Origin of the sequence: Streptomyces sp. V1I1, assembly GCF_030817355.1 — a bacterium.
Lineage (GTDB): Bacteria > Actinomycetota > Actinomycetes > Streptomycetales > Streptomycetaceae > Streptomyces.
In genome coordinates this window covers 4,519,346-4,543,833 of sequence record NZ_JAUSZH010000001.1, presented here as the reverse complement: position 1 = coordinate 4,543,833, position 24,488 = coordinate 4,519,346, and the positions used below count along the sequence as shown (strand labels likewise).

Here is a 24,488-nt window from a genome sequence, read left to right as displayed (position 1 = left end):
GACGTTGGCAGGACCTGAGCCTCAAACGCCGGACGGGCTTGAAATCAAGCCCGTCCGGCGTTTGAGAACAGATTTCAGAACAGATGAAGATTTAGGAGTGGCCGAGATCCTCCGTGCCGTCCGGCTCCGGGGAGACCGAGCCGCTGTCGCGGGCCGGGTGCAGCAGGAACTCGTCCGTGCCCATCGAGTCGAACACCGGCGGCGCGGGGGTGGGCGGCTTCGGCATCACGGCCGCCTCCGAGTGACCTCCGCAGCCGTACGTCAGCGACACGACGTGCCCGTCCGCCGGGGAGAACTCGTTCGCGCAGACGCCGAAGGCCTGCCGCAGAGAGCCCGCCATCGGAACCAGGAATCCACAGGTCACACAGGCCGCTGGGGCCGCCTGTGCCATCGGGGTCTTCGCGCCGTGGGACTCCTCCCAGCGGTCGGCCGCGATGTGCAGCCCGTACCGGGACAGGACCCTGGCCCGGCGCATGCCGAGCTCTTCGGCGAGCGCCGCGATCGCGCCGCGGCCGTTGTCGGCGGTGGCGTCGACGGGCCTGCGGTCGGTGAGCTCGGCGTCCTCCGCCTCGACGCGCTCGGCGAGGTCGTGCGACGGCACGGACTCGGCCACCACGGAGTTCGGCGGGGGCGCGTCCTCGCCCGTGAAGCCGGGCTCCAGGCGCAGATCCTCCGCCTCGGTGGGCAGCAGATCGCCGGGGCCCAGGTCACCGGGCCGCAGACGCTCGCTCCACGGCACCCACTCGGGCGCGAGCAGCGCGTCGGGACCGGGCAGCAGGACGGTTTCGTCGAGGGTGACGACCTTGGCGCGGGAGGCCCGGGCGACGGTCACCGCCCAGCGCCAGCCCCGGTAGGCGAGTTCCGTGCACTCGAAGAAGTGCGTGACGACGCGGTCTCCCTCCGCGACGACAGACACATGCTCGCCGACCACTCCCGGGGCCGCGGCCTCCTCGGCCGCCGCCCGGGCGAGGTCTACCGCCTCGGCGCACTGGCGGTCAGGGGTACGGCTTCGCGTCGCAGCACTCACAGGTCTCGCTTCTCTCCTACGCCGTCTCACGGGTGCGCCGGCCGATTCACGAGGTACGGGCCGCAGGCGGAGCGGACCAGAGGGCCGCATCGACGTCCGCGCCCAGACCAACCTGTCTCGGGCACACCTACCGTCATCCATTCTGCGGGATGCCGAAGAGGCGCGCGGCCGAGAACAACCGCCGGTGGCGCGCTACGCACGCTACCCCCTCTGCCGCTCCCCGCCCACCTGCCCGCCCCAACAAGGGGCGAACAACCCGGCACCTCGGTTCGGCTCGGCGGGGCTTGGGGCACTATGACGGGGTGACAGCCGTGAGGTCGTCAGAGGGAACCGGCCGGCTCGGAAGAGCAGGCCGGGCGGTCGGCCGTGCCCTGCATCTTCCGTTCACCGGCACCGCGCGCGGCATCCGCAAGGCGACGCATGCGCACGGCGCGGGCGAGTCGGGCCTGGGAAAACTGATCGAGCTCCACGCGGTGAACGGCGCGGGCGATGTCATGATCACCGTCGCGCTCGCGTCGACGGTTTTCTTCTCCGTGCCGACGGACGAGGCGCGCGGCCGGGTCGCGCTCTATCTCGCCGTCACGATGGCGCCCTTCATTCTGCTGGCCCCCGTCATCGGCCCGCTTCTGGACCGCATCCCGCACGGCCGCCGAGCGGCGATGGCGGGCGCGATGCTCACCCGCGCGCTGCTCGCGCTGACGATGTCGGGGGCGGTGGCGACGGGCGGGCTCGAGCTGTACCCGGCGGCGCTGGGCGTGCTGGTCGCGTCGAAGGCGTACGGAGTGGTGCGCAGCGCGGTCGTGCCGCGGCTGCTGCCGCCGGGCTTCTCGCTGGTCAAGGCGAACTCACGGGTGACGCTGGCGGGGCTGCTCGCGACGGGTATCGCGGCGCCGATCGGGATCGGGTTGCAGCAGATCGGGCCTCAGTGGCCGCTGTACGGGGCGTGCGTGCTGTTCATCCTCGGCGGGTACTGGGCGTTCACGATGCCGCACAAGGTCGACTCGGCGAAGGGCGAGCGCAAGGCACACATGCTCACGCACGGGGAGAAGAAGCCCAGTCTGCGTACGGTCGGGCCGTCCGTACTGCACGGGCTGCAGGCGAACGCGGCGCTCCGTGCGCTGTCCGGGTTCCTGATCTTCTTCCTGGCCTTCCTGCTGCGGGAGCATCCGCTGGCAGGGCAGAGTGCGGCGGTCTCGCTGGGGATAGTTGGCGTCGCTGCGGGCGTGGGCAACGCGCTCGGCACGACGGTGGGGGCGTGGCTGAAGGCCCGCGGCCCGGAGGTGATCATCGCGACGGTGCAGGCGGTGGTGCTGACCGCGGCGATCACGACGGCGGCGTTCTTCGGCGCGGGCATGGTGGCGGTCCTGGGCGCGACGGCGGGCCTGTGCCAGGCCCTGGCGAAGCTGTCCCTGGACGCGCTGATCCAGCGGGACGTCCCGGAAGAGGTCCGCACGTCGGCGTTCGCGCGCTCGGAGACACTGCTCCAGATGGCCTGGGTGGCGGGCGGCGCGATCGGCATCGCACTGCCGCTGAACGGCACGCTGGGCATGTCGGTGGCGGCGGGAATCTTGGCACTGGGATTCCTGACGACGATCCGCGGCCTGCTGGTGGCGGCCCGCCACGGCAGCCAGGCGCGCCCGCGGCTCGCCTAGTCACCGGGACTTCGCCCCGGACCCCGATGCGGGTCCGCCGTGGGCCCGGCGGGGACGCGGCGAGGACGCGGCGACAGGCTCCGCGCCCGCGGCTCGCCTGCGGCGCTTTCCCCACCCCGCCCTCCCCCAGAGCTTCGCCCGGGTGGGGGTGCCCCCGGCGAAGCCAGGGGGAGTACCCCCATCCCGTAACCGGGGCTCCGCCCCGGACCCTCCCCCTACGCCCTGCGGGCGTGGGGGGACCCTCACTCCTCAAACGCCGGAGGGGCTGAAAAGGTCGGCCGAACATTCAAGCCCGTTGGGGTCCCCCCGGACGAAGTCTGGGGAGAGATTGAGGACAGACCCGCACACCGGGACGGCCCGCCCCGGCGTGACGCGCGGCAAGGTGACCCCCGCGTGGCGAGAGCCGGTGCGACCGATAGCCTTCGAGCCATGACCGTTGCGTTCTTCTCGGGCAAGCGCCGCCGGGCCGCTGCCGCTCTCGGTGCCGTCTCCGCCGGGCTCCTCGTCCTTTCCGCATGCGACAAGCCGACCCCGCTCGCGACCGTGACTGTCGGGACGGAATCGGTCCACACCGAGGCGGCCTGCTACAACGACGGCAAGCCGATCAAGGAATCGCTGCTCCAGCGCTGCCTGACCCAGAAGCCCGCCAAGACCGTCAAGGTCGCCTTCGACGACAAGGTCCGCATGGGCGTCGACCCGGAGATCGCGGACAACGGCTGGACCCTGCTCTTCGGTGGCCAGCCCGTCGAGCAGGAGCCGTACAAGAACTCGTACCGGACCATCCCCGGCAACGCCTTCTTCTCCTCGCAGACCGGCGAGCCCACCAGCAAGACCGCGGTCAGCATCATGGAGACCAAGGGCAAGAAGGTCATCGGTATCTGGCACTTCCAGTTCGAGAAGGCCTCCTGACCCGGAGGGTCGTGCCGTGCGCGTACTGGTGGTGACCGCAGTGGCGGCGGAGGCCGACTCCGTCGCCGCGGGGCTCACCGGTCCCGTACGTGATGCCCGGCAGCTGCCCGGCGGGTACCCGCTCTCCCGCCACGCCGGCATCGATGTGCTCATCGCCGGCGTAGGACCCGCGGCCGCCGCCGCGGGCACCGCGACCGCCCTCGCCACCGGTGCGTACGACCTCGTCGTCTCCGCCGGGATCGGCGGCGGCTTCCCGGCCCACGCCGCCGTCGGCGCCCTCGTCGTCGCCGACGCGATCGTCGCCGCCGACCTCGGCGCCGAGACGCCCGACGGCTATCTCCCCGTCGACGAACTCGGCTTCGGCCGCTCCGCGCACGTGCCGCCCGCCGAGCTCGCCGCCCGCATCGCCAAGACCCTCGACGCCGTGCACGCGCCCGTCCTCACCGTCTCCACCGTCACCGGCACCGCCGCCCGCGCGGTCGAGCTGACCCGCCGTCATCCCCGCGCCGCCGCCGAGGCGATGGAAGGCTTCGGGGTCGCGGAGGCCGCCGCCGCGCACGCCGTGCCGGTCGTCGAGATCCGCGCGATCTCCAACCCCGTCGGCCCGCGCGACCGTGCCGCCTGGCGTATCGGGCAGGCGCTGGAGTCGCTGCGGTACGCCTTCCAGCAGCTCGCCCCCGTCCTCGATGAGGAGCCGACCCATGAGTGACGCTTTGCAGATCGCGTACTCGCCCTGCCCGAACGACACCTTCGTCTTCGACGCGTGGGCGCACGGCCGGGTGCCCGGCGCGCCCGCCATCGATGTGACGTTCGCGGACATCGACATCACCAACGGCATGGCGGAACGCGGCGAGTTCGATGTGCTGAAGGTGTCGTACGCCGTACTGCCCTGGGTCCTCGACGAGTACACGCTGCTGCCCTGCGGCGGGGCGCTCGGCCGCGGCTGCGGTCCGCTCGTACTGACCAAGGAGCCGGGGAGGGACTTGGCTGGGCAGACCATCGCTGTGCCGAGCGAGCGCTCGACGGCGTATCTGCTGTTCCGGCTCTGGGCCGCGGACGTCGTCCCGGGTGGTGTCGGCGAGGTCGTCGTGATGCCGTTCCACGAGATCATGCCGGCCGTGCGGGACGGCAAGGTCGACGCCGGACTCGTCATCCACGAGGCGCGGTTCACCTATCAGAACTACGGGCTGCACTGCCTCGCCGACATGGGCGAGCACTGGGAGTCGACGACCGGCCTCCCGATCCCGCTCGGCGCGATCATCGCGAAGCGCTCGCTGGGCGCCGAGACGCTGAAGCTACTGGCCGAATCCGCTCGCACGTCCGTGCGCATGGCGTGGGACGACCCGGAGGCCTCCCGTCCGTACGTACTCGAGCACGCCCAGGAAATGGACCCTGCCGTGGCTGACCAGCACATCGGGCTCTACGTCAATGAGTTCACCGCGGACCTCGGCGATGACGGGCTTGCGGCGGTACGGGGACTGCTGACCCGCGCCGCGGCCGAGGGACTCGTACCGCCCCTCGGCCGCGATGCGCTCAGTTTCGGATAGCTGCTAGACGTCCAGCTGGTCCGCCACCGCCCGCAGCAGGCCCGCGATCTTCTTGCCCTGCACCTTGTCGGGGTACCGGCCGCGCTCCAGCATCGGCGTGATGTTCTCCAGCAGGGTCGTCAGGTCCTGCACGATGGAAGCCAGCTCGTCCGGCTTGCGCCGCTGGGCCGCCGCCACCGAGGGCGTCGGGTCGAGAACTGTCACCGAAAGCGCCTGGTCACCGCGCTGGCCCGCTACCACGCCGAACTCGACGCGCTGGCCGGGCTTTAGCGACTCGACCCCTTCGGGGAGCACCGACGAGTGAACGAAGACGTCGCCGCCGTCGTCGCGGGAGAGAAAGCCGAAGCCCTTCTCGCTGTTGAACCATTTGACCTTGCCGGTAGGCACGTCTGTCCTCGTCCTCGTACTCGTTGGGGCGCTGGGGCACCGGAACTTGGGCACCGAAAAACGGTCCTGGATAGCACTACAGCGGGTCGCCTGACCCGCCACCCCCAAGGCTAATGGTCCCGGGGCTGGTGACAAGACGTCGCCGAACGGTTCCTACGCGCAAGGAACTACCCTGGCCGAATGACTGCTACTCCTCCCGCCCCTGGTGACGGGCTGGTGCGCGTCGGCGTGATCGTCTTCATCGTCGGCGCCGTGGCCACTCTGGTCACCGTGGCCCCGCTGTTCCTGGGGACCGAGCCGTTCCCGTCGGTCGCGTACGCGGTGTGCATGCTGATGGGCGTCGGGTTCCTGATCGCCGCGGCGGGCGTACTGCGCTCGATCGCGGCGCAGCGCCGTCAGGCCAAATCCGCACTGTAGGCGCGTAGCCAGGCGGGGAACGCGGTCAGGTCGTCGATGATCACGTCCGCGCCGGCCGCGCGCAGTTCGGCCGCGTCGCACGGCCCGGTCGGCACGGCGACCGAGAGCGCTTCGGCCGTGTGCGCGCCCCGTACGTCTCCGGCGTGGTCACCGACGTACACACTCGCGCCGTGCTCACGCTGGGGGTCCCCCCGCCGAAGGTAGGGGGAGCCTCCGCCTTGGCCTCCGCCCACAGCCAGCCGATGACCTCGTCCGGGGCTATCCCGAGATGGGCGAGGTGCAGCTTGGCGTTCGGCTCGTGCTTGGCGGTGACGACGATCGCGCGGCCGCCGAGCTCCTGTACGGCGGTCACGGCCTCGCGGGCGCCGGGCAGGGCGAGGGTCGGCTCGATCGCGTATGTGGGATAGATCTCGCGGTACCGGTCACCCATCCCCTGGACCCGCTCATCGGGGAACCAGTGCGCCAACTCCTGCTCCAGGGGCGGCCCGAGCCTCGTCACAGCCAGGTCGGCATCGATCCAGACACCGGTCTCGGCGGAGAGCGCCCGGTAGGCGGCGTGGATGCCGGGCCGAGAGTCGATGAGCGTCATGTCGAGGTCGAAGCCGATGGTGAGCGGGTGCGTAGCCATAGGGGCCATTGTGCCCATCCGGGCTCCAAGACCCCGCCGTTTAGACTTAGCCAAGCCTTACCAACCGTGGGGTTTTTTTGTCCTTCTTGTCCCACTTGTTCTTCTGATTGGTCTTCATGTCAGCCAGACGCGCGCTCGTGGTCCGCCGCATCGGCTGGACGGCGGCAGCCGTCGTGGCCCTGTTGTTCGCGGTCCTGCTCAGCCTCGCGGTCGGAGCTCGCGCCATCGCGCCGTCCGCCGTCCTCGACGCCCTGCTGCACGGCGGGCACGGTGACGCCGAAGTCGTACGGCAGTTGCGGGTGCCGCGCACGCTGATCGGCGTGATGGTCGGGGCGGCGCTGGCCCTCGCCGGCACGGTCCTGCAGGGCATCACCCGCAACCCGATCGCCGATCCCGGGATCCTCGGCATCAGCCAGGGCGCTTCGGTGGGTGTGGTGCTGGCCATCGCCTTCGCCGGGATCCACACGCTGACGGGGTACGTGTGGTTCGCCTTCGCCGGCGCCGCTTTCGCGTCGGTGGCGGTGTACGCGATCGCGTCGAGCGGCCGCGGCGGCGCGACCCCGGTGAAGCTGGCGCTGGGCGGCGCGGCGATCAACGCGCTGCTGGTGTCGGTGACGATGGCAGTGCTGACGACGAAGGCCGCGGCGCTGGACGAGTTCCGCTTCTGGCAGGTCGGCTCGGTGGCCGGGCGCGACGCCGAAGTGGTCGGCCAGATCTGGCCGTTCCTGATGGTGGGCGTGGTGCTCGTGGCGTCGGTCGCGCGCGGCCTTGACGCGCTGGCGCTGGGCGAGGACGTGGCGAAGGGGCTGGGCCAGAAGGTCGCGACGGTACGGATCGTGGGCGGCGTGGGGGCGACGGTCCTGACGGGCGCGGGCGTGGCGGCCGCGGGCCCGATCGCCTTCATCGGCCTGGCGGTCCCCCACATCGCCCGCGCGATCGTGGGCGGCGACCACCGCTGGGTGCTGCCGATGGCGGCGCTCATCGGCCCGGTGATGCTGCTGGTGTCCGATGTGATCGGCCGGGTGATCTTCCCTCCGAGCGAGATCCCGGCGGGCGTGATGACGGCGCTGATCGGGGTGCCGTTCCTGGTCACGCTGGTCCGGCGGAAGGCGGTGCCGGCATGAGGATCGGTGAGCGCGGGGGTCGGGGCGCCGGTGCGGGGGTGCGGGTTCCGCTGCGCGGAGCGGTTCCCCTACCCTCCCCCTACGCCCTAGCGGGCGTGGGGGGACCCCCACTTCCCGAACTTGGGGCTCCGCCCCGGACCCCGTACGGCCTTCGGCCGTGTCCTCAATCGCCGGACGGGCTTATCAGCCTCGCCGGGCACAATCCAGCCCCGCCGGCGATTGAGGCGCGGCGTCTGGGGCAGCGCCCCAGCATGGGCCCGCGCCCTGTCAGGAGCGCCGCATGAGCGGTGAGACCGTGACCGTCCGGCCCCCCGGGTACGGGCTCGTACGGGCAGGCCGCGGGACCTTCCTCGTTCATCGACGGGCCGCCGTCGCCGCCGGCGTCCTCGGCGTCGTGCTCGCCGCCGTCTGCGTCGCGTACCTCTGCGTCGGCGAGAGCTTCGTCGCGCCCGGGGAGGTGCTGAAGGTCCTCGCCGGACAGGACTCACCCGACGAGCTCGTCGTCGGCACCCTGCGGCTGCCCCGCATGGTCACCGGGCTCCTCGTCGGCACCGCCTTCGGTGTCGCGGGTGCGCTCATCCAGACCGTCGCGCGCAATCCCCTCGCCAGCCCCGACATCATCGGGATCAGCCAGGGCGCGAGCGCCGTCACCGTCGGGGCGATGACCTTCGGGGTCACCTCGTACACCGTGCTGCCGTACCTCTCCGTCGCCGGCGGCATCGTCGCCGCCGCGCTCGTGTACGTCTTCGCCTGGCGCGGCGGGCTGCATGCCACCCGGTTCGTGCTCATCGGCATCGGCTTCGCGATCGCGCTCCGGTCGGTCACCACCCTGTTCATGACCAAGGGCGACTATCTCGTCGCCCAGCAGGCCCAGATCTGGATGACCGGCTCGCTCAACGGCCGTGGCTGGGAGGAGGCGGCCCCGCTCGGCTGGACGCTGCTCGTGCTCGTGCCCGCGGTGCTGTGGGCCGCCCGCGCGCAGCGGACCGTGAGCATGGACGACGACACGGCGACCGCGCTCGGAGTGCGGCTCGGGCGCGTACGGCTCGGGCTCGTGCTCCTCGGAGTCGTCCTGGCGTCCGTGGCGACCGGCGCGGCCGGACCCGTCGACTTCGTGGCGCTGCTCGCACCGCAGATCGCCCGCCGGACGACCCGGACCGCGCAGATCCCGCTGCTCTGCTCCGCGCTGATGGGCGCGGTCATCGTCGTACTCGCCGATCTGCTTGCGCGAAAGCTCCTGGCGCCCACCGAGCTGCCGGTGGGCGTGCTGACGGCCGCCGTCGGCGCCCCGTATCTGATCTGGCTGATCGTCCGTAGTCGTACCGCTGGAGGCAAGGCGTGAGCAGGCTCACCGCGCGCGAGCTGACGCTCGCCTACGAGGACCACAGGGTCGTGCACGAGCTCGACCTGGCCGTCCCTGACGGGCAGGTGACGGTGATCGTGGGCCCGAACGCCTGCGGCAAGTCGACGACCCTGCGCGCCCTCGGGCGACTGCTGAAGCCCCGGGGCGGGGCCGTGCTGCTGGACGGCCAGGAGCTGTCGAAGATCCCCACGAAGAGGATCGCGCAGTCGATCGGGCTGCTGCCGCAGTCCCCCGTCGCCCCCGAGGCGATCACCGTCGCCGACCTCGTCTCCCGCGGCCGCCAGCCCCACCAGCACTGGTGGCAGCAGTGGTCGCAGGAGGACGAACGCGCGGTCACCGACGCCATGGAGCGTACGGACGTCCATGCGCTCGCCGAGCGGTCGGTGGACGAGCTGTCCGGCGGGCAGCGGCAGCGCGTCTGGATCGCGATGGCGCTCGCGCAGCAGACGGATCTGCTGCTCCTGGACGAGCCGACGACGTATCTCGACATCGCCCACCAGGTCGAAGTGCTGGATCTCGTACGGCAGTTGGCGCATCCGACTCCTGTCGGTTCGCGCGGGCGCACCGTCGTCGCCGTGCTGCACGACCTCAACCAGGCCGCGCGGTACGCCGACCACCTGGTCGCCATGAAGTCCGGCCGGATCGTCGCGGAGGGCCACCCGAAGGAGATAGTCACCGCGGATCTCGTACGCGAGGTCTTCGGCCTTGACTCGGTGGTGGTCCCGGACCCGGTGACGGGGTCGCCGCTGGTCGTGCCGGGCGCGCCGTACTCGCCCTCCCGCGTCGCCGATGTCCCCGCCCCTGCCACCTCCCGCTGAAAGGCTCCGTCACCCATGACCGGAAACCTCCGCCGCCGCACCCTCGCCGCCGGCTCCGTCGTCCTCGCGGGGGCGCTCGCCCTTACCGCGTGCGGCTCCGGCTCCGGCAACGACAGCAAGGACACGTCGCCGGGCGCCGGCGGAACCCACACCGTCAAGACGGCCATGGGCGACGTCCAGGTCCCCGACGCGCCGAAGCGCGTAGTCGTACTCGACACGGCAGAGCTGGACTCCGTGATCACTCTGGGCGTGAAGCCGGTCGGCGCCGCGCACGCCGACGTCGAGTCGGGCTTCCTCAGCTACCTGCCCAAGGACCAGGTCGCGGGCGTCAAGGACGTCGGCGCGATCACCCAGCCCAATCTGGAGGCCGTCGCCGCGCTCAAGCCGGATCTCATCCTCACCAGCAAGGTCCGCGACGGCGACAAGTACGACAAGCTCAAGGCGATCGCTCCGACCGTCATGACCGAGAGCACCGGCCACCCCTGGAAGGAGAACTTCCAGGTGCACGCCGACGCGCTCGGCAAGAAGGACGAGGCCGCGAAGGTCGTCTCCGCGTACGACGCCCACGCGAAGAAAGTCACCGACGCCGTCGGCGGCAAGGAGAAGGCCGCGGCCACCAAGATCAACGTGGTGCGCTTCGTCGAGGGCGCGGACATCCGCATCTACGGCAAGCAGAACTACATCGCGACGATCCTCGCCGACGTGGGCCTCGGCCGCCCCGCCATCACCGACAAGGCCAAGGACGGCTTCTCGTACGACGTGAGCCCGGAGAAGATCGACCTCGCGGCGGCGGACGTCATCTTCCACTCCACGTACGGCGACCCGAAGAAGGCCAAGCAGACGCAGACCCTCGGCAGCGGTCTGTGGAAGAACCTGCCGGCCGTCAAGAACGGCACGGTCTTCCAGGTCGACGACCAGCTGTGGATCCAGGGCATCGGCTACACCGCGGCCGGCAAGATCCTCGACGAACTGCGGGCCGACCTCACGAAGTAGGCGCGCCCTAACGCCTCCGCGCCCGCCACACCAGAAAGAGCGCGGAGGCGACGGCAGCCCCCTTCACCACCCACGGCCAGGTGCCGGCGAGCGCGTCGCGCATCCCGTCCTGCGGGATCGGCTCGCCCCAGCGCCCGTTGACCCGGCCCCACAGCCAGACGAGTCCGCCCGCCACGACCGCCCCGGGCAGGCCGACGACCGCCCACTTCGCCTCGGTGCGGGACAGCCGGCGCGAGGCGTAGGCGAGGAGCCAGCCGCCGCCGAGGGCGAGCCAGGAGCCCAGCACGGCGCCGGCGACCAGCAGAGCGGCGGCGAGCAGCAGGAACGGGTTGGCGAGGGCGGGCCTCGGCCCGGCCGCTTCGGTACGGCGGCGAAGCCGCGGACGCCACCGGCGCGGTGCGGCGTCCGCCTCCACCGCGTCGACGCCCTCGTCCCCGTCCTCGTACTCCTCGTCCGGATCCTCCGCCTCGGCGGCCGCGGCCAAGTCCTCCTTGGACGGCGGGGGTTTGAGTATTTCGGGGATCTCCACGCCGCCGACGAACCCGGCCACGCTCTCGCCCGCCCCGAACGGCCCCGGGTCGATCCGCCACCAGTCGGGCTCGCTGCCGGAGGGGCCGAGCTCGTCCATTCCCGCGAGGTGCGGGGGCGACGCGCCGGTGGAGGCTCGTGGGGCCTCGGGCTGCCCGGGAGCCGCGGACTTGCGCGGCCGCGGGATCCGGCGGCGCACGCGCTGCTCGGGCACGGCGGCCCACGGCGGCGCCGGTACATGTGCCTGTGATCCTGCCGAAGGTCCGTCCTCGGACGCGGACGCCACGACCTCGTCCGGCGTACCGATCCGCCCGAGAATCCGGCGTACCGCCGCCGGGCTGTCCGAGCCGAACTTCGCCCGCTGCCGGTCGATCTCGTTCCGTAGCGACGAGACCAGCCGCATCCGGGTGTTGGACGGCAGCTGATGCTGCTGGGCCAGGTCGCCGACCCGGCTCAGATAGTCGTAGACGAGCTGATCGCTCTCGATCCCCACCGGCGTTTCCCCTGACGTTCCTGCCCGGCCGCCCTGTATCCCCGGGCCCGCCCTGTCCCCGACCGTAGCGCTCCAGGGACTACCGTGGGGCGGATGGGGACCATGCCCGAAGGAAGCAGTCCGAGCACTCCGCGCACGCTCGCCGAAGCGCTGCGCACCCGCGGTGACGAGGATCTTGCCGCACTGCTGCGCGCCCGCCCCGACCTGCTGAGCCCCGTGCCGAACGATCTGACGCAGCTCGCCACGCGGGCCGGCACGCGTGCCTCCGTCGTACGCGCGCTGGAGCGGCTCGACCGGTTCACGCTGCAGACCGCCGAGGCGCTGGCGGTGGCCCCCGACCCCGCCCCGTACGAGACGCTCGTCGCACTGCTGACCGGCGACGAGGGCGACCCGGCTATCGAGGCGGCCCTGCCGCGGGCGGTGGACGTGCTGCGCGGGCAGGCGCTGGTGTGGGGCGGCGACGACCGGCTGCGGCTGGTGCGCACCGCGCGCGAACTCCTCGCCCCGTCGCCGAACCGTCCGTCCCCGACCGGCCTCGGCCCGACCGTCGCCGAGGCCACGGCCGGGATGTCGCCGGGCCGGCTGCAGGAGATCCTCGCGGCGGCCGGGCTGCCGACCACGCACGATCCGGTCTCCGCGGTCGCCGCGCTGACCTCGCTGTTCACCGACCGCTCGCGGATGGCGGCGCTGCTCGACACCGCCCCGTCCGAGGCTCTGACGGTGCTCGACCGGCTGGTCTGGGGCCCTCCGTACGGAGAGGTCACGGCGAACCCCACGCCGCCCGTGCAGTGGCTGCGCGACCGCGGGCTGCTGCTGCCCACGTCGCTGCGGACGGTCGTGCTGCCGCGCGAGGCGGCGCTGCATCTGCGCGGCGGCCGCACCCACCGCGCGCCGGAGCCGGAGCCGCCCGCGGTCAGGCCGGCCGCGACGGCGTCGATGACCCAGGGCCGTCCACAGGTTGTGGACAGTACGGCGGCGGGCCAGGCCTTCACCGCGCTGTCGACGGTCGAGGACCTGCTTAAGGACTGGCACGAGGGCGGGCCGGCCGTGCTGCGCTCGGGCGGCCTTTCGGTACGTGACCTCAAGCGCACCGCGGCCGCGCTGGACACAACCGAGCAGATGGCCGCGTTCTGGCTCGAACTCGCTTATGCGGCGGGCCTGTTGGCGGCGGACGGCGAGGCGGACGAACGGTACGCGCCGACGCCGGCGTACGACGACTGGCTCACGCTTCCGGCGGCCGAGCGGTGGGCGCGGCTCGCCGCGGCCTGGCTCACCGCGACGCGCACGGCGGGCCTGATCGGCGGCCAGGACACGAAGGGCCGTACGCTCTCGGCCCTCGGCCCCGACCTGGACCGCTCAGCCGCGATCGAGGTCCGCCGCCGCATCCTCGACCTGCTCGCCGGGCTCCCCGCGGGCACGGCCCCCGACCCGGAAACGGTCCTGGCCCGCCTCCGCTGGGAACGCCCCCTCCGCGGCACCGGAACACAGGACCTGGACACGAACGCGGCCCGGAACGCGGCGACCGCCGTCCCGACAGACCTGCGCTCCCGCATCGCGGCCTGGACCCTGACCGAGGCGGAGGTCCTGGGCGTGACGGGCCGCGGGGCACTGTCGACGCACGGGCGTGCGCTGCTGGGGCACGCGCAGTACGGTCTCGACGCCCAAGCCGCCTCCGCGGGGAACGGGGATGCCTTCGCGGGGAACGGGAAACCCGCCCCGGGCGCCCAAACCGCCTCCGCCGCCGCGCTCGCGCCGCTTCTCCCCGAGCCCCTCGATCACATCCTTCTCCAGGCCGACCTCACCGCCGTCGCCCCCGGCCCCCTTCAGCGGCCGCTCGCCGAGACCCTCGCCGTGCTCGCCGACATCGAGTCCAAGGGCGGCGCCACGGTCTACCGCTTCACACCCGCCTCCGTACGCCGCGCGCTCGACGCCGGAAAGTCCGCCTCCGACCTGCACACCTTCCTGGCCACGCACTCCCGCACACCCGTGCCGCAGCCGCTCAGCTATCTCGTCGACGACGTGGCCCGCCGCCACGGCCATCTGCGGATCGGCTCCGCGTCCGCCTACGTACGCTGCGACGACGACGCGCTGCTCGGCGAGATCCTCGCCGACAAACGGTCCCAGGGCCTGCGGCTGCGCCGCCTCGCCCCCACCGTCCTGGCCGCCCAGGCCGACCCGGCGACGCTGCTGGAAGGGCTGCGCACCATGGGGTACGCGCCCGCCGCCGAGTCCGCGGAGGGCGACGTCCTGATCACCCGAGCCCACGCCCGCCGCACCCCGCCCCGTACCGCGCCCGTCCCGGTCCCGGACGGCCCGCCGGTGCCGGACGGGACGCTGCTCGGAGCGGCGGTGAAGGCGATCCGCGCGGGCGACATGGCCGCCACGGTCGTACGCAAACCCGTCCCGGAGCCCGCGAGGAACGGCGAACTCCCCCGCACCACGTCCGCCGAGACCCTGGCCACCGTGCAGGCCGCGGCGATGACCGGCGCCGCCCTCTGGATCGGCTACGTCAACGCGGACGGCGCCGCCAGCCAGCGCGTCATCGCGCCGGTGCGCGTGGAGGGCGGGTTCGTCACGGCGTACGACCACACGGCGGACGAGGTCCGCACATACCCCCTGCACCGCATCACCGGCGTCGCCGAACTCGCGGACGACCCCGCCTGACGGCTTTCTCGGGCCTGACGGCTGTCGCGTGCGCGAACCGGCGCCCCAGCAGCAGATAGCCGAGCAGCGCACCCGACGTGTTGAGGATCACGTCGTCCACGTCGAAGGCCCGCCCCTGCACCACCGCGCCCTGCGCCAGCTCCACCAGCGCCATCACCACCACGGTGAGCGCGATCACCCGCACCAGCCGCATCGACCGCGGTACGAAGACGGGCAGCAGCACCCCGAAGGGCACACCGAGCAGAAGATTGCCGCCGACCTGCTTGCACGCCGCGAGGAAGGTGTACTCCTCGGCGTACTGCCTCAGCGACGAGCCCGGACGGAGGTTGGCCGTGGCGATGTCCGCCGAAGCGTGCGAAGGGGCGAGGGTCAGCCGGGCCAGTACGGCCGAGAAGACAACCAGTGCCACAAACGCCACCACCATGGCGCAGACGCGCAATGCTGTTCTGCCCCTCGCCGTACGGGGCTGTGCTCCCGTAGTCATGGAGGTGCGGATACCCCCGCCGCCCCCGGACAGGCCCGTACGTCGGCGGTGAACAGCGCCACACCTGGCCTGCTGGACCGCTCGATGCGGCAGACTGGAGGTTTGGCCTTACCGAAAGGGCGCAGGTGTGAACGGTCCCCTCATCGTCCAGAGCGACAAGACTCTCCTCCTCGAAGTCGACCACGAGCAGGCGGACGCCTGCCGTCGCGCCATCGCGCCCTTCGCGGAGCTGGAGCGTGCCCCCGAGCACATCCACACCTACCGGGTCACCCCGCTCGGCCTGTGGAACGCCCGGGCCGCCGGGCACGACGCCGAGCAGGTCGTCGACGCGCTCGTGGCGTACTCCCGCTACCCCGTCCCGCACGCCCTCCTCGTAGATGTCGCCGAGACGATGGCCCGCTACGGCCGGCTGACCCTGAGCAAGCACCCCACCCACGGGCTCGTGCTCACCACCACCGACCGTCCCGTCCTGGAGGAGATCCTCCGCTCCAGGAAGGTCCAGCCGCTGGTCGGGGCCCGGATCGACCCGGACACGGTCGCCGTGCACCCCTCCGAGCGCGGGCAGATCAAGCAGACGCTGCTGAAGCTGGGCTGGCCCGCCGAGGACCTCGCCGGGTACGTCGACGGCGAGGCGCACCGTATCGAGCTCGACGAGACCGGCTGGGCCCTGCGCCCGTACCAGAAGCAGGCCGTCGAGGGCTTCTGGCACGGCGGCTCGGGCGTGGTCGTGCTGCCCTGCGGCGCCGGCAAGACGCTCGTCGGGGCCGGTGCGATGGCACAGGCGAAGGCGACCACCCTGATCCTGGTCACCAACACCGTCTCGGCCCGCCAGTGGAAGCACGAGCTGGTGAAGCGGACGTCACTGACCGAGGACGAGATCGGGGAGTACAGCGGTACGCGGAAGGAGATCCGCCCCGTCACCATCGCCACCTACCAGGTGCTGACGACGAAGCGGAAGGGGATCTATCCCCACCTGGAGCTCTTCGACTCGCGGGACTGGGGCCTGGTCGTCTACGACGAGGTGCATCTGCTGCCCGCGCCGGTCTTCAAGTTCACCGCGGACCTTCAGGCCCGTCGGCGGCTGGGGCTCACCGCCACGCTCGTACGGGAGGACGGCCGCGAGTCGGACGTCTTCTCGCTCATCGGGCCGAAGCGATTCGACGCGCCCTGGAAGGAGATCGAGGCGCAGGGGTACATCGCGCCCGCGGACTGTGTGGAAGTACGGGTCAACCTCACCGACGCGGAGCGGCTCGCGTACGCGACGGCCGAGACGGAGGAGAAGTACCGCTACTGCGCGACGACCGAGACCAAGCGGAAGGTGACCGAGGCGCTGGTCGCCAAGCACCGCGGCGAGCAGACGCTGGTCATCGGCCAGTACATCGACCAGCTCGACGAGCTGGGCGAGCATCTGGACGCGCCGGTCATCAAGGGCGAGACGTCCAACGCACAGCGCGAGAAGCTCTTCGAAGCGTTCCGGCAGGGCGAGATCTCCGTGCTCGTCGTGTCGAAGGTGGCGAACTTCTCGATCGACCTGCCGGAGGCGACCGTCGCCATCCAGGTGTCGGGCACCTTCGGGTCCCGCCAGGAGGAGGCCCAGCGCCTCGGACGCGTGCTGCGGCCGAAGGCGGACGGGCACGAGGCACGGTTCTACTCGGTGGTGGCGCGCGACACGATCGACCAGGACTTCGCGGCGCACCGCCAGCGGTTCCTGGCGGAGCAGGGGTACGCGTACCGGATCGTGGACGCGGACGAGTTCCTGAGCCCGAAGTGACGAGTTCCTTCAGCCCGAAGCAGCGCCGGGCTGAAGCACGCCCTAGTCGAGGCCGACCAGCACCGGGCCCAGCACCGCAAGCACGTACTGCACCTTTACGGTGTGGGCCCGGGCCGCGCGGGTCATCGCGCTCTGCGGGACGAATACGCCGCCGAGGCCGGTGAGGCCGGACAGGGCGAGCGACCACATGCCGGCGTTGAACAGCGCTCCGGCGCGGCCGTCGCCCCCGACCGCGTCGGTCAAGGCGAGTACGAGACAGAGCGCGAAGGCGAAGAAGAGCAGGACTAGCCCGATGCCGGCGCCGAAGCGGACGGAGCGGCTGGAAGGGGCGAAGGGGTCGTCCTGGGTCTGTGCGTCGAGTACGGGCGTCGTCGTCATGCTCTCCATCCAAGGGGGCGGGGTAGGGCCGGAGCCTCCGTGGACGTACTCAGACCGCGCCCGTGCGCGTACTCACGTCGCGCCCACTCAAGTCCTTCGCGGCAGTGACGCGCAGGCCCGGCACGAGAACCGGCGCCGGCGGCACTCGCTCGTGCCGCACGGCCAGTGCCAGCAGCGCCAGCCCGAGCAGCGGATACGGCGACGCCAACGCCTGCTGCCACCAGGGGAGTTGGAGGTCGGCAGCGCCCTGGTGCGGTACCAGCCACAGGGTGCGCGCCAGGAAGACCGCGGCGACGGCCGCCGCCGTGCGGTGCCGGCCCTCCGCGATCAGCACCGCCAGCAGCGGTACGCACCACACCCAGTGGTGCGACCAGCTGATCGGCGAGACGAGCAGCGCGGTGAGCGCGGTGAGCAGGACGCCCCGGGCCCCGCCCGCCGCGCGGCGGGCGATCCACAGGCCCGCAACGGCGGTGAGGGCGGCGGCCAGTGCCCAGAGTGGCCCCGGCTCCGGGGTGTGCAGCGCGCGGGCGAACAGTCCTTGCAGCGACTGGTTGTCGACGATCCACGCCTTGCCCACCCGGCTGGTCTCGAAGATGCGCCGGGTCCAGAAGTCGACGCTGGCGTGCGGGAGTACGAGCGCGCCCAGCAGCACGGTGCCGATGAAGGAGGCGAGAGCGGTGAGCCCGGCCCGTACCCGCCCGGTGATCAGCAGATAGAGGATGAACACGGCGGGCGTGAGCTTGACGCCGGCCGCGACGCCGAGCGCGAAGCCCTTGCCGATGGCTTCCTCGTCCCGGGACAGGTCCCACAGGACGAGGCAGACGAGGGCGAGGTTGATCTGCCCGAAGAGGAGCGTCTGGAAGACCGGTTCGAGCCAGAGGCCCGCGGCGACGGCGGCCATGACCAGCGGCGGGCGCGCGGGCAGTCCGGCGAACCGGCAGGAGAGCCGCACCAGCAGGGCGAGCAGCAGCACGTTCCCGACGACGAAGACCACCTTGAGCGCCGGGACGGGCAGCCAGGTGGTCGGTACGAAGAGGATGGCCGCGAAGGGCGGATACGTGGCGGGCAGTTGCCACTCGGTGACGGTGAATCCGTAGAGATCGGTGCCGTTCGCGACGGCTGCCCCCTCGGCCCGGTACACGAGGGTGTCGGCCATCGGGATGCGCTGGTCGATGCAGAGCGCGGCGAGCGCGGTGAAAGAGAGGGCGAGAGCGAGGGCGGTTACTGCGGTGAGTAAACGCGGGGTCACGTTCCGGTACTTCACGGCCGCGACCCTACTAGGGGGTCGGTGGATCCGGTGTCAGGACCAAGGGGTCGGTGGATCCGGTGTCAGCGGCGGCGGACGCCCGCCTCCTCGGCGTACTCCCCAAGGACGGCGACGCTGAACACGGCGCTTGCATAGACCTTGACCGCGCGCAGTGCGTTGCCGAGGAGGTGCGGGGAGTGCGGGGTGGAGCCGGTGGCGGTCGCTCCGTGGTGTGGGTGGGGGATGTGGGCTGGGGTAAAGGTTGCTGTACTCATGTCTCCATGATGGGCTCCGGGCCTGCTGAGCACATCGATCTGCGGACTGAACCGGGCGCCTGCCCGCGTACGACTCCAGGCATAGGCCGTCCCCTACGGGGAGGACGCGGGGGTGGGCCCGCGGAAAAAATCATTCGCCCGCCACCGGCCCGCTGACTAGAATCGCCGCTCTTGCCCGCCTCCCCCGAGGAGCGCCGCCGCCCGGACGGAAACCGGCCGGTCCGCCATGTCGTGATCCACGCAGCACCCGCCGGAGGCAAACCCGTGCCCGCGCACGCCCCAAACCCTGCCCCACCCGCCCCTGATCCGCTCGCGGACCCGCTCGCGCGTGAACGTGCCCACCTCACCGCCTCGCGTGCCGCGCTCCGCGCGATGCGCGAGGACGTCCAGGCCCTCGACATCCGCGACGTTACGGCGAACTGGGTCAACGCCGCCGTCCTGCAGGCGCAGATCGAGGGGCGTATCAAGGCGCTGGCCGACCTCTCCCACACCCCGCTCTTCTTCGGCCGCCTCGACTATCTGCACACCACCCAGGAAGGGCAGCGCTTCTACATCGGCCGTCGGCACGTCCATGACGCGGACGGCGACCCGATGGTCATCGACTGGCGCGCACCCGTCTCGCAGCCCTTCTACCGGGCGTCCAGGAAAGACCCGCTGGACGTCGGTCTGCGCCGGCGCTTCGGTTACACGAGCGGCGAGCTCACGGCGTACGAGGACGAGCATCTGACCGACCCCGCGGAGCAGAACCGGACCAGCAAGCTGCTCCAGGCGGAGATCGAGCGCCCGCGCGTGGGCCCGATGCGGGACATCGTCGCCACCATCCAGCCGGAGCAGGACGAGATCGTACGGTCGGGCCTGTCCGGCACGGTGTGCGTGCAGGGCGGCCCGGGCACCGGAAAGACGGCGGTGGGCCTGCACCGGGTCGCGTATCTGCTGTACGCGCACCGGGAGCGGCTGGCCAGGACGGGCACGCTGGTCATCGGCCCGAACAAGTCCTTCCTGCACTACATCGAGCAAGTGCTGCCCGCGCTGGGCGAGTTGGAGGTGAAGCAGGCAACGGTCGACGACCTGGTGGCGCATGTGGAGGTCCGGGGCGCGGACGAGGCCTCGGCGGCGGTCGTCAAGGGCGACGCGAGGATGGCGGAGGTGCTGCGGCAGGCGGTGCGTTCGCATGTGACGATGCCTGCGGAGCCGCTGATGGTGGTGCGGGGCTCGCGGCGCTGGCGGATTCCGGCGTACGAACTCGAAGAGATCGTACGGGAGTTGCTCGACCGGGACATCCGCTACGGCGCGGCCCGCGACGCCCTTCCGCAACGTATCGCGCACTCGGTGCTGGTCCGGATGGAACAGGCAGGCGAGGCGCCGGACGACCGGGTGCAGGACGCGGTGGCGCGCAATCCCGCGGTGAAGACGGCGGTGAAGGCTCTCTGGCCACCGGTGGACCCGGCGAAGCTGGTGCTCCGTTTGCTGTCCGACCCCGACTTCCTCGCCACACACGCCGAGGGTGTCCTGAGTCCGGACGAGCAGAAGACGATCCTGTGGACGAAGCCGGCGCGCGGTGTCCGGTCGGCCAAGTGGTCCCTGGCGGACGCGGTGTTGATCGACGAGGCGAACGACCTGGTGCAGCGCACGCACTCGCTGGGCCATGTCGTGATCGACGAGGCGCAGGACCTGTCGCCGATGCAGTACCGCGCGGTGGGCCGCCGCTGCACGACCGGCTCGGCGACGGTCCTGGGCGACCTGGCGCAGGGCACGACCCCGTGGGCGACGGCGAGTTGGGCGGAGGCCCTGTCCCACCTGGGCAAGCCGGACGCGACGGTCGAGGAGCTCACTGCCGGCTTCCGGGTCCCCCGAGAGGTGATCGCGTATGCGTCGCGGCTGCTGCCGCACATGTCACCTGGCCTGGCGGAGGTGAAGTCGGTCCGCGAGTCGCCGGGCTCGCTGTCGGTCCGCGAGGTCGAGGCCACGGACCTGAACGCGGCGGTGGTCGCCGCGTGCGCCGAGTCACTGGACAACGAGGGCTCCATCGGCCTGATCGCGGCGGACGCCCGCATCCCGTCGCTGGCCGAGGCCCTGACGTCGGCGGGCCACTCGTATCTCTCCCCCGGCGAGGAAACAACGGCCGAGTCCCGCCTCACCCTGGTCCCGGCGTCGCTCGCCAAGGGCCTGGAGTACGACTACGTAGTACTGGACGAGCCCGCCGCGGTCGTCGACGGCGAGCCCGACGAGCGGACCGGCCTGCGCCGGCTGTATGTCGCCCTCACCCGAGCCGTGTCAGGGCTGATCCTGCTGCACGCCGCCCCGCTGCCCGCCCAACTGGGCCGGTAGGGGCGGCTCATACCGCGGGCGGCGGGGCTGGGCGGGCCGACCGCTGCCTGCTGTTACGCGGCGCACGAGTGTCGTGCCCGGCACCTGGCCGGTACCAGACACGACACTCGACTTCAGGTTTCCGACAGAGGGTTTCCCGGCCGTCGGTGCCTCTCGCGCCTCAGGGGGTGGGCTGCGGGACGATCAAGGTCCAAGGAGTGGTCCAGGTGAGGCGGTAGCAGACTCGCGATCCGGGCGCCGCGGCATCCGGGGAGCAGTTCGGCGTCCGTCTCCGCCGCCAAGGCAGGCGAACCGACCGCCTGAGAACCAGCTACATCAGGCGAGCGCCTCGCGCCACTCCGCCACCGCCGCCGGGTCCACCGGGCCGTCCCAGCCGCCCGGCCGGGCCGCCCCACCGATGTGGAACCCGTCGATGCCCGCCGCCCGGAGCACGGGCAGGTGGTCGAGGCGGAGGCCGCCACCCACCAGAATCCGCGGGCCGTAGCCGGGCTCGTTCCGCCGCGCGGCCTCGGACAGCAGCGTGGGCAGGCCGTCGTCCACACCCTGTGCGGAGCCGGCGGTCAGATAGGTGTCCAGGCCCGGCAGGTCCGCGAGCTCCTTGCGCAGCGCATCGCGGTCCGCCGCCCGGTCGATCGCCCGGTGGAACGTCCACCGGCATCCCCCAAGCGCCGCCACGACCCGTTCCACCGTCACCAGATCCGGGTTCCCGTCCTCGTCCAGGAACCCGAGTACGAACTCGTCCGCGCCCTCCGCCCGCAGCTCCCCCGCCGCCCGCACCAGCGCGTCGACGTCGCCCGCCGCGAACCCGTCGGACTGGCGCAGCATCACGCGCAGCGGGATGTCGACGGCCGCCCGGATCCGGGCGAACGTCTCCCTCGACGGCGTCAGCCCGTCCGCCGCCATGTCGGTGACCAGCTCGAGTCGGTCCGCCCCTCCGGACTGGGCCGCGACCGCGTCCTCCGCGTCGAGAGCGATCACCTCCAGGACTGCACGGTTGCTCATGTGACCCCATTCCTTCAGGAAGACGACTACAGGGACTACAGGCCTTACAGGTCTAGTCCAATACCCAGCCTAATGCGCATGTACCGCGAAGGCATCAGCGCGATCCAGCCCGCCCGTCCCCTCTGTGCGGAGCAGCTCATAAAGTCAGCTGCATGACCGACGACTCCGTGGACCTGCGCGCCCGCTGGTCCCAGACGCTGCTCGCCGCCCGCGAAGGCGCGAGCGGGCCGGACCCGCTGCCGTACGCCGAGAATCTGCTGGCCCGCTGGTCGGAGCCGCAGCGCCGGTACCACACGGTCGACCACCTGGCGGCGGTCCTGAGCCACATCGACGTACTGGAGGAGTACGCCACCGCCCCGGACCTGGTCCGCCTCGCGGCCTGGTTCCACGACGCGGTCTACCTCCCCGACCGCTCGGAGAACGAGGAACGCTCCGCCCGCCTGGCCGAACTCGCCCTCCCCGAGGCGGGCCTGTCCCCCGCGCATACCGCGGAAGTCGCCCGTCTGGTCCGCCTGACGATCACCCACGCGCCCGATCCGGGCGACGCCAACGGCCAGGTCCTGTGCGACGCGGACCTGGCGATCCTGGCGTCGGGCCCGGAGCGGTATGCGGCGTACACGGCGGCGGTACGGGAGGAGTACGGCTTCGTCCCGGACGAAGCCTTCCGCGAGGGCCGCGCGGCGGTGCTGCGCCAACTGCTCGACCTGCCACGGCTGTTCCGCACGCCGCACGGGGAGCGGGAGTGGGAGTCCGCCGCCCGTCAGAACCTGTCGCTGGAACTGGAGTTGCTCACACGCTGACGGGGCTAAGGTGACCCCTTGCGTCTGCGCAGCCCCGCCATCGTCAGCAGTTCGACCACCTCGCGGCTCGACACCTGCACCGCGCCCGCTGCCACCGCGTCCCCGTACCGGTGCGACGGCACGTCGTAGTGGTCCCGCTCGAAGGCGCGCGGCGGGCAGCCGATCGACGCCGCGAACGCGTGCAGTTCCTCGTACGAGACATCGCTGACCAGGTGCGACCACATCTGGCCATGGCCCGGCCAGGTCGGCGGGTCGATGTAGACAGTCACGAAAGGCCGCCTACGGGGGCCACCACGACGCCCGCCTTCGCACAGACCCAGTGCGGGTCCGGGCCCAGTTCCGGTTCGACGTCCAAAGCGTGCGGATCGCCGGCGTCGCAGACCGGGCACAGCGGCCACCGGCCGTACCGCTCCAGCAGCGCGTCCTGGACGTCCTGGGCGACCAGGCCCGCGACGTACTCGACGCCCTCCGGCCACTGCTCGACCCACCAGCGGCGGTGCGTCACCGCCTCCTCGACCAGCGACACGACCCCGGCGTCCGCCACATCGCGGGCGGCCAGATCGGCGAGGACCAGGGCGCGCGCCGCGTGCAGAGCCTGCTCCAAGGGGTTCGCGTCTTCCATGGAGCAATTGTCACCCCATGCGCCACGGCTGTGACCTCAGGGGGTTGACGATGAACGAAGGGCGAAAATATCTTTCAAGGGTGACCAATCCAGTGAAGGAAATTTTCAGCGGCGACGCTCCACCCGCCCCCGCCGCCCTCGCGGCCAAGGTGCGCACCCTCGCGCCGTCCATGACCCGCTCCATGCAGCGGGTCGCCGAAGCCGTCGCCGACGATCCGGCCGGCTGCGCGGCCCTTACGGTCACCGGTCTCGCCGAGCTCACCGGCACCAGCGAGGCCACCGTGGTCCGCACCGCCCGCCTCCTCGGTTACCCCGGCTACCGCGATCTGCGCCTCGCGCTCGCCGGGCTCGCCGCCCACCAGCAGTCCGGCCGGGCCCCCGCCGTCACCGCCGACATCGCCGTCGACGACCCCATCGCGGACGTGGTCGCCAAGCTCGCGTACGACGAGCAGCAGACCCTCGCCGACACGGCCGCGGGGCTCGACACCGTACAGCTGGGCGCGGCCGTCGCCGCCGCCTCGACCGCCCGCCGCATCGACATCTACGGCGTCGGTGCGTCCTGTCTCGTCGGCATGGACCTCGCCCAGAAGCTGCTGCGCATCGGCCTGATCGCGCACGCCCATGCCGACCCCCACCTCGCCGTCACCAACGCCGTGCAGCTCCGCTCCGGCGACGTCGCCATCGCCATCACCCACTCCGGCTCGACGGGCGACGTGATCGAGCCGCTGCGCGTCGCCTTCGACCGCGGCGCGACGACGATAGCGATCACCGGCCGCCCGGACGGACCGGTGTCGCAGTACGCCGACCATGTGCTGACCACCTCCACCGCGCGGGAGAGCGAGCTGCGCCCGGCCGCGATGTCGTCCCGCACCAGCCAACTCCTCGTCGTCGACTGCCTGTTCATAGGCATCGCGCAGCGTACGTACGAGACGGCGGCGCCTGCCCTCGCCGCTTCGTACGAGGCCCTCGCCCACCGGCACAGCCCTCGCACCCGCTAAGCGCTCCCAACCCCCCACGGACCGAGAAAGCAGA

At 71.8% G+C, this 24,488-nt stretch carries 24 protein-coding genes and 1 pseudogene; 14 read left to right on the top strand and 11 right to left on the bottom strand.

What is annotated here, in order from left to right:
• Window positions 1–91: 91 nt before the first annotated feature.
• Entirely contained in the window at window positions 92–1,027 is a 936-nt protein-coding gene (locus QFZ67_RS21495; RefSeq protein ID WP_307662699.1) for a DUF3027 domain-containing protein, read from the bottom strand.
• Between the two features lie 302 nt (window positions 1,028–1,329).
• On the opposite strand from QFZ67_RS21495, the gene QFZ67_RS21490 reads away from it, so the two are divergent.
• From QFZ67_RS21490 to QFZ67_RS21475, 4 genes are all read left to right on the top strand, one after another.
• A complete protein-coding gene (locus QFZ67_RS21490) occupies window positions 1,330–2,679 on the top strand; it encodes an MFS transporter (protein WP_307662698.1) in 1,350 nt (449 codons plus the stop codon).
• A gap of 429 nt (window positions 2,680–3,108) precedes the next feature.
• Window positions 3,109–3,588: a DUF2771 domain-containing protein gene (locus QFZ67_RS21485; RefSeq protein ID WP_307662697.1), complete on the top strand. Its 480-nt coding sequence runs from the start codon at window positions 3,109–3,111 to the stop codon at window positions 3,586–3,588.
• Window positions 3,589–3,604: 16 nt separating this feature from the next.
• A complete protein-coding gene (locus QFZ67_RS21480) occupies window positions 3,605–4,297 on the top strand; it encodes a futalosine hydrolase (protein ID WP_307662696.1) in 693 nt (230 codons plus the stop codon).
• Window positions 4,290–5,135, top strand: a complete 846-nt coding sequence (locus QFZ67_RS21475; RefSeq protein ID WP_307662695.1) for a 1,4-dihydroxy-6-naphthoate synthase — start codon at window positions 4,290–4,292, stop codon at window positions 5,133–5,135. The genes QFZ67_RS21480 and QFZ67_RS21475 overlap by 8 nt, the downstream gene beginning before the upstream one ends.
• Window positions 5,136–5,138: 3 nt before the next feature.
• Here the strand turns inward: QFZ67_RS21475 and QFZ67_RS21470 are convergent, their stop codons facing one another.
• On the bottom strand, window positions 5,139–5,522 hold the full coding sequence (locus QFZ67_RS21470) for a cold-shock protein (protein WP_307662694.1): 384 nt from the start codon (window positions 5,520–5,522) through the stop codon (window positions 5,139–5,141).
• A gap of 180 nt (window positions 5,523–5,702) precedes the next feature.
• Here QFZ67_RS21470 and QFZ67_RS21465 point away from each other — a divergent pair, with 180 nt between their 5' ends.
• Window positions 5,703–5,939 (top strand): hypothetical protein, encoded by a 237-nt coding sequence (locus tag QFZ67_RS21465; protein ID WP_307662693.1) that lies wholly within the window; start codon window positions 5,703–5,705, stop codon window positions 5,937–5,939.
• Here the strand turns inward: QFZ67_RS21465 and QFZ67_RS21460 are convergent.
• Window positions 5,918–6,576, bottom strand: a pseudogene (locus QFZ67_RS21460) (HAD family hydrolase). The gene QFZ67_RS21465 and the pseudogene QFZ67_RS21460 overlap by 22 nt on opposite strands.
• 107 nt (window positions 6,577–6,683) lie before the next feature.
• Between QFZ67_RS21460 and QFZ67_RS21455 the strand changes: the two are divergent.
• The 4 genes from QFZ67_RS21455 (at window position 6,684) to QFZ67_RS21440 (ending at window position 10,865) form a co-directional block, all read left to right on the top strand.
• Complete coding sequence (locus tag QFZ67_RS21455; protein ID WP_307662692.1) at window positions 6,684–7,691, top strand: iron ABC transporter permease; 1,008 nt, start codon at window positions 6,684–6,686, stop codon at window positions 7,689–7,691.
• 280 nt (window positions 7,692–7,971) lie between these two features.
• Window positions 7,972–9,033, top strand: a complete 1,062-nt coding sequence (locus QFZ67_RS21450; RefSeq protein ID WP_307662691.1) for an iron chelate uptake ABC transporter family permease subunit — start codon at window positions 7,972–7,974, stop codon at window positions 9,031–9,033.
• On the top strand, window positions 9,030–9,872 hold the full coding sequence (locus QFZ67_RS21445; protein WP_307662690.1) for an ABC transporter ATP-binding protein: 843 nt from the start codon (window positions 9,030–9,032) through the stop codon (window positions 9,870–9,872). Before QFZ67_RS21450 ends, QFZ67_RS21445 begins: the two co-directional genes overlap by 4 nt.
• 15 nt (window positions 9,873–9,887) lie before the next feature.
• Entirely contained in the window at window positions 9,888–10,865 is a 978-nt protein-coding gene (locus tag QFZ67_RS21440; RefSeq protein ID WP_307662689.1) for an ABC transporter substrate-binding protein, read from the top strand.
• A gap of 7 nt (window positions 10,866–10,872) precedes the next feature.
• On the opposite strand, the gene QFZ67_RS21435 is transcribed toward QFZ67_RS21440, so the two are convergent.
• The gene (locus tag QFZ67_RS21435) at window positions 10,873–11,886 is read right to left on the bottom strand and encodes a hypothetical protein (RefSeq protein WP_307662688.1); all 1,014 of its coding nucleotides are present in this window, start codon (window positions 11,884–11,886) and stop codon (window positions 10,873–10,875) included.
• A gap of 93 nt (window positions 11,887–11,979) precedes the next feature.
• Here QFZ67_RS21435 and QFZ67_RS21430 point away from each other — a divergent pair, with 93 nt between their 5' ends.
• A complete protein-coding gene (locus QFZ67_RS21430) occupies window positions 11,980–14,550 on the top strand; it encodes a helicase C-terminal domain-containing protein (protein WP_307662687.1) in 2,571 nt (856 codons plus the stop codon).
• Here the strand turns inward: QFZ67_RS21430 and QFZ67_RS21425 are convergent.
• Window positions 14,513–15,034, bottom strand: coding sequence for a VanZ family protein (locus QFZ67_RS21425; RefSeq protein WP_373430081.1), 522 nt, complete (start codon window positions 15,032–15,034; stop codon window positions 14,513–14,515). The genes QFZ67_RS21430 and QFZ67_RS21425 overlap by 38 nt on opposite strands.
• Window positions 15,035–15,161: 127 nt before the next feature.
• On the opposite strand from QFZ67_RS21425, the gene QFZ67_RS21420 reads away from it, so the two are divergent.
• Window positions 15,162–16,805: a DNA repair helicase XPB gene (locus tag QFZ67_RS21420; protein ID WP_307662686.1), complete on the top strand. Its 1,644-nt coding sequence runs from the start codon at window positions 15,162–15,164 to the stop codon at window positions 16,803–16,805.
• A 42-nt stretch (window positions 16,806–16,847) separates the two neighbouring features.
• Here QFZ67_RS21420 and QFZ67_RS21415 read toward each other — a convergent pair whose 3' ends face one another.
• The 3 genes from QFZ67_RS21415 to QFZ67_RS21405 form a co-directional block, all read right to left on the bottom strand.
• A complete protein-coding gene (locus QFZ67_RS21415) occupies window positions 16,848–17,183 on the bottom strand; it encodes a hypothetical protein (protein ID WP_307662685.1) in 336 nt (111 codons plus the stop codon).
• 49 nt (window positions 17,184–17,232) lie between these two features.
• Window positions 17,233–18,339 (bottom strand): glycosyltransferase 87 family protein, encoded by a 1,107-nt coding sequence (locus tag QFZ67_RS21410; RefSeq protein WP_307665909.1) that lies wholly within the window; start codon window positions 18,337–18,339, stop codon window positions 17,233–17,235.
• Between the two features lie 173 nt (window positions 18,340–18,512).
• A complete protein-coding gene (locus QFZ67_RS21405) occupies window positions 18,513–18,704 on the bottom strand; it encodes a hypothetical protein (protein WP_307662684.1) in 192 nt (63 codons plus the stop codon).
• A gap of 264 nt (window positions 18,705–18,968) precedes the next feature.
• On the opposite strand from QFZ67_RS21405, the gene QFZ67_RS21400 reads away from it, so the two are divergent.
• Window positions 18,969–21,032, top strand: coding sequence for a UvrD-helicase domain-containing protein (locus QFZ67_RS21400; protein ID WP_307665908.1), 2,064 nt, complete (start codon window positions 18,969–18,971; stop codon window positions 21,030–21,032).
• Window positions 21,033–21,347: 315 nt separating this feature from the next.
• Here QFZ67_RS21400 and QFZ67_RS21395 read toward each other — a convergent pair whose 3' ends face one another.
• Window positions 21,348–22,034 (bottom strand): copper homeostasis protein CutC, encoded by a 687-nt coding sequence (locus QFZ67_RS21395; RefSeq protein ID WP_307662683.1) that lies wholly within the window; start codon window positions 22,032–22,034, stop codon window positions 21,348–21,350.
• 152 nt (window positions 22,035–22,186) lie between these two features.
• Here QFZ67_RS21395 and QFZ67_RS21390 point away from each other — a divergent pair, with 152 nt between their 5' ends.
• Window positions 22,187–22,834 (top strand): hypothetical protein, encoded by a 648-nt coding sequence (locus QFZ67_RS21390; protein ID WP_307662682.1) that lies wholly within the window; start codon window positions 22,187–22,189, stop codon window positions 22,832–22,834.
• A 5-nt stretch (window positions 22,835–22,839) separates the two neighbouring features.
• Here QFZ67_RS21390 and QFZ67_RS21385 read toward each other — a convergent pair whose 3' ends face one another.
• Both QFZ67_RS21385 and QFZ67_RS21380 read right to left on the bottom strand, forming a co-directional pair.
• Entirely contained in the window at window positions 22,840–23,103 is a 264-nt protein-coding gene (locus tag QFZ67_RS21385; RefSeq protein WP_307662681.1) for a DUF4031 domain-containing protein, read from the bottom strand.
• Window positions 23,100–23,456: a hypothetical protein gene (locus QFZ67_RS21380; RefSeq protein ID WP_307662680.1), complete on the bottom strand. Its 357-nt coding sequence runs from the start codon at window positions 23,454–23,456 to the stop codon at window positions 23,100–23,102. The genes QFZ67_RS21385 and QFZ67_RS21380 overlap by 4 nt, the downstream gene beginning before the upstream one ends.
• Window positions 23,457–23,536: 80 nt before the next feature.
• Here QFZ67_RS21380 and QFZ67_RS21375 point away from each other — a divergent pair, with 80 nt between their 5' ends.
• Window positions 23,537–24,454 carry a MurR/RpiR family transcriptional regulator gene (locus tag QFZ67_RS21375; protein ID WP_307662679.1) on the top strand — a complete coding sequence of 306 codons (918 nt, stop codon included), beginning with the start codon at window positions 23,537–23,539 and terminating at the stop codon, window positions 24,452–24,454.
• Window positions 24,455–24,488: the final 34 nt, after the last annotated feature.

Coding starts and splice junctions, on each gene's coding strand:
- QFZ67_RS21485 (WP_307662697.1), top strand. CDS start 3,109: ATGACCGTTGCGTTCTTCTCGGGCAAGCGCCGCCGGGCCGCTGCCGCT.
- QFZ67_RS21475 (WP_307662695.1), top strand. CDS start 4,290: ATGAGTGACGCTTTGCAGATCGCGTACTCGCCCTGCCCGAACGACACC.
- QFZ67_RS21465 (WP_307662693.1), top strand. CDS start 5,703: ATGACTGCTACTCCTCCCGCCCCTGGTGACGGGCTGGTGCGCGTCGGC.
- QFZ67_RS21455 (WP_307662692.1), top strand. CDS start 6,684: ATGTCAGCCAGACGCGCGCTCGTGGTCCGCCGCATCGGCTGGACGGCG.
- QFZ67_RS21450 (WP_307662691.1), top strand. CDS start 7,972: ATGAGCGGTGAGACCGTGACCGTCCGGCCCCCCGGGTACGGGCTCGTA.
- QFZ67_RS21440 (WP_307662689.1), top strand. CDS start 9,888: ATGACCGGAAACCTCCGCCGCCGCACCCTCGCCGCCGGCTCCGTCGTC.
- QFZ67_RS21430 (WP_307662687.1), top strand. CDS start 11,980: ATGGGGACCATGCCCGAAGGAAGCAGTCCGAGCACTCCGCGCACGCTC.
- QFZ67_RS21425 (WP_373430081.1), bottom strand. CDS start 15,034: ATGACTACGGGAGCACAGCCCCGTACGGCGAGGGGCAGAACAGCATTG.
- QFZ67_RS21415 (WP_307662685.1), bottom strand. CDS start 17,183: ATGACGACGACGCCCGTACTCGACGCACAGACCCAGGACGACCCCTTC.
- QFZ67_RS21410 (WP_307665909.1), bottom strand. CDS start 18,339: ATGGCCGACACCCTCGTGTACCGGGCCGAGGGGGCAGCCGTCGCGAAC.
- QFZ67_RS21405 (WP_307662684.1), bottom strand. CDS start 18,704: ATGAGTACAGCAACCTTTACCCCAGCCCACATCCCCCACCCACACCAC.
- QFZ67_RS21395 (WP_307662683.1), bottom strand. CDS start 22,034: ATGAGCAACCGTGCAGTCCTGGAGGTGATCGCTCTCGACGCGGAGGAC.
- QFZ67_RS21390 (WP_307662682.1), top strand. CDS start 22,187: ATGACCGACGACTCCGTGGACCTGCGCGCCCGCTGGTCCCAGACGCTG.
- QFZ67_RS21380 (WP_307662680.1), bottom strand. CDS start 23,456: ATGGAAGACGCGAACCCCTTGGAGCAGGCTCTGCACGCGGCGCGCGCC.